We start from the raw sequence: 4,291 nt of genomic DNA on the forward strand, positions 1-4,291 counted from the left end.
TTTTTCTTTTATCGTAACAAAAAATTACACCTAATTCAACCTAAATTACTATAATATTTAAACCTCAGGTATGCTTTTTTTAACTTGCCCCATACTATCCTTAAAATATTCAAAACTACCCGCGGTAAATACTATTTCGTCTATATTTACCAACGATTACAAGATGATATTCACATTGATAGGCACAGTGGCCTTGTTTTCTGATCTGCATGTCCTGCATTCTTCCACGAAGACATGGGGGGGCTCTATATTCACGGGGCACCCCCGTGGTTTTATTCGCGTAAAAAGACACCACAAAGTGGCGTCTTTTCAAGCTACAGACCTCTAAAAGCTTCTTTTACTTCTGTTGTTCTGCAATACTTTCGGAATGGCGACACGAAGCGCTTATTGGAAATTCAAATTGTAGCCCTTCTGATTGTGCTATTGCATCGTAAACCCCCACCTCTACGCCGTGTAAACACCGTCCAAGTGGCACTTGGATGCCTGAAGGCATAGCCAAAGGAAACCCCTCACCTTGTGTTACTGTATCTTCGTAACAACAAATAAGATTAAAATAAGGGCTATTTGTATCTTCTAAATCTACTACATTTTTACTAGATTCTTCTTCGACCGCTCTCATAAATTTACTTATCGTTTTTCCATACGATTTGAAAAAAATACTCATGTTTGCATCAGTATGTACGTTATTTTTTAAATCCCAAAAATAATTTGCAATTTTTTCAAACGATGCTGCGCGAATCTGTTCGAATGCTTCTTTTTCTTGAGAAGTTTTTCCATCATTTGCTGCAAAAACATTAGGATAAAGTGTGTTGAATTCTGGAATAGTATTAAAGTCTATTGCCATTTTATCCAATAGTACGTAGAAATTTTGCCCAGATGAATTGTCTTTTTTGTCTTGAAATAAAAGATATTTTTGTGAAGCTTCACCAAATTCTTTTAATATAACTTTTTTAAATGCGTATTCTTCTGAACGATCGTGAACCGTGCTTAAGAGCGCTAAATGGAAGTCATTTCCAAGCTGCGCACCATGCCATCCCCTACCTCTTTGCAAATAATCAATGCCTAATAAAATATTTTGCTTTCTTTGATCATCTAATTTGGAAGAATCTATAGCTGCATGCAGTTTTTCAATTTCTTCACCTAATTCTTCACCTAAACGTTCTTCCATAATATTAACAGGATACCCTAGACGCTGTTCAATAGCCCACCAATAAAAAGGAGATAAAGCATTTGCCAGAGTTGCAATCGCCCCTGGAGTGCTTGCAATATGTTGATTGCCATTTTTTTTCTCTTTAAGCTTTTTTACTTCTTTTTGAACATCTGATTCTAAAACTTTCTGTTTAATCCCTGCGATATGTTCCAAAATTGAATCCTGGTAACGAGAATCTGAATAAAGCACGTTCAAGACCTCATTGATACTCACTCTACCAGTAATCCTGGAGATAAATCCATATAGTGTTTGGTCATTAATTTTTCCAAGATTTTCTAAAACAAAACGCCTTGCTGTATAAGGAACGACTTTATTCATTAGTTTTCCAAAAAGATTTAATGCACTTTCATTTTCCAGCACGTCCTTTGAGCAAAAAGCCAGTTCTAGCGCAAGATCATTTGATTCTTCAGGGCGAAGTCTTTCAAAAAAAGCATCATTTTCAGAAAGAACACTGAAGAATTTTATCTTATTTTGATCAGTGAAAAAAGATAATACTTCCCTGTTACAGAAAAAAGCCACACTATTCTGTTTGATACATGTTTTTAGTAATTTTGTAAGGTTTTCGTTATTTTGAAAAAGCTTGTCAAAAAAATCTGTTTTATTTCTAGAGATACATTGGCTCAATACTGACTTTAAACCTTTACTATCTAATTTTTCTAATACGCTGGCGTTTTCTAAAAGCTTGTCAAAAAAATCTGTTTTATTTCGAGAGATATATTGGCCCAATACTAGCTCTAAACCTTTACTCTCTAATTTTTCTACTACGCTGGCGTTTTCTAAAAGCTTGTCGAAACAATCTGTTTTATTTCTAGAGATATATTGGCCCAATACTAGCTCTAAACCTTTACTCTCTAATTTTTCTACTACGCTGGCGTTTTCTAAAAGCTTGTCGAAACAATCTGTCTTATTTTGATAAATACATTGGCCCAATACTAACTCTAAATCTGTACTATCTAAGTTTTTTAATACGGTGGCGTTTTCTAAAAGTTTGTCGAAATAATCTGTTTTATTTCTATAGATACATTGGCCCAATACTAGCTCTAAATCTGTACTATCTAAGTTTTTTAATACGGTGGCGTTTTCTAAAAGCTTGTCAAAAAAATCTATTTTATCGTTGCAAATAAAGTTTTCTACTATTAATTTTAAATCTGTACTATCTAAGTTTTTTAATACGGTGGCGTTTCCTAAAAGCTTGTCGAAGAAATCTATTTTGTTATCGTAGGTGCAGCTGATTACTATTAATCTTAAATATTCACTACTTAATTTTTCTAATAGATTAGCATTTTCTAAAATCTTATCGAAAAAATCTGTTTTATTGTCAAAGATACAGCTGATTACTATTGATCTTAAATCTATACTATCTAAGTTTTCCAATGCTTTTTCGTTTCTTAAAAGTTTATCAAAAAAATCTATTTTATCGATGCAGATACAGCTAATTACTGTTGATCTTATTAAATCTGTACTATCTAATTTTTTCAATGCTTTTTCGTTTCCTAAAAGTTTATCGAAAAAAGATGACTTGTCCTTTTCAATACAGCTACCCCATACCGATTCTAAGTCTTTACTATTTAATTTTTCCAATACTTTTTCATTTCCTAAAATCTTGTCAAAACAATCTATTTTATCGGAATAGATACAGCTGATTAATAGCAATTTTAAACGTTCATTATCTAATTTTTCCAATACGTTGGCATTTCTTAAAAACTTATCGAAAAATAATGATTTATTTTGTGCGACAGATCTGGTTAATATTGCCTTAATATCTAATTTTTCCAATACTTTCTGGTTTCTTAAAAGCTCGTCGAAAAAATCTATTTTATTGTCTAAGATACAGTTGTATAATATTGATTCTAAAACTCCACTATCTAATTTTTCCAATACGCCTTTGTTTTTAGAAACACTATTAAATAAATCTAGTTTATTATAATAAGCACAACATCTCAATATTATTTTAAAATCAATATTATTTAATTTTGCAAATATTTTATCGTTCTCAAAAAACTTGTTAAAATTATCTAGTTTATCTTCTCTAATACAACTTTTTAAAAGATCCACCCATTGATTAGACAACGCGTCAGATACTTCTGTATCAGCCAAAACTTCTTCTATTTCTTGAGACTCTACTACTTTTTGTGATAGAAGGTGTAAAAATACTATTTTCACATTTTCTTTTCCATTAGTTTGTAAATATTTTTTTATACATGACAAAACAGAAGATTTTGGATTGTTTCGAACAAAGTTTTCAACAAAAGAGCTCAGCTCTGAGGGCGTCAACTGACCAACTGGACTAGAATATAAAGAACCTGTCTGCGAAAGAAAAAGAAAAAAAGTTAATAGTATTTTTTGTTTCATAAATATTTTTAATGTTTGCTTACAATAAGTTAATTCTACAATTATTACAAAAAAATGTCAACAAAAAAATCGATTTACTGCGTAAAGAAATTCAGCGCTTATGATCAACATCGAGAGCCTCAAAAATATTTTTTGCAGATGAAAAAAACTCTAAAACAATTTTTGGATAATTAAGGAAACATAAAAACCTTGTTAGCGCACAGCACATTACACCAATTCCCATTGCTAAATAAGCGTATAATGATTGCCTTTTAAGAAAAGGAGAAGTTTATCTTAGGTGTATAACAAACAGCTTAAATAGAATGGCATCCGCATTAAAACTATCAACCGCGCAGGTCGCAAAAGAAGCAAAATATTAGCTTAGGGAGATTGGTGAAGCTGCACGAATATCACGTAAAGTAGCAAAAGCAATTTCAGCCAAGACTCATGGCATTAGTCAAGGATTTACGACATAACTAGAACCGCTCTGTAATATGGAAATTAGCAAGTCAACCGTTCATCAAGAGATCAAGAAGTTAAATAGTTAAATTACTCCTATATTGAAGCCTCGTCCTAAACATTTCAAGCAAGAGCAAAACAAAGTTGCTGAATTTAAAAAAAGAGACTTTTAACCAAAGATAGCATGATTGATTTTCAAAGTTTTATTAACGTGAAGTGCCGCAAAAATACGCAGTGTTACCTCTAACATCTCAAGAGGGCGTGTATTTGAAAAGGGTTTTCGACGAAATT

General features: G+C 32.0%; 1 protein-coding gene. It reads right to left on the minus strand.

The genetic code is table 11. The annotated features are described in order from the left end of the window. Positions 1-337 precede the first annotated feature (337 nt). Positions 338-3,562, minus strand: coding sequence for a hypothetical protein (locus HE1_RS00240; RefSeq protein ID WP_035543233.1), 3,225 nt, complete (start codon positions 3,560-3,562; stop codon positions 338-340). Between the last annotated feature and the right edge of the window lie 729 nt (positions 3,563-4,291).

Origin of the sequence: Holospora elegans E1, assembly GCF_000648275.1 — a bacterium.
Classification (GTDB): Bacteria; Pseudomonadota; Alphaproteobacteria; order Holosporales; family Holosporaceae; genus Holospora; species Holospora undulata_A.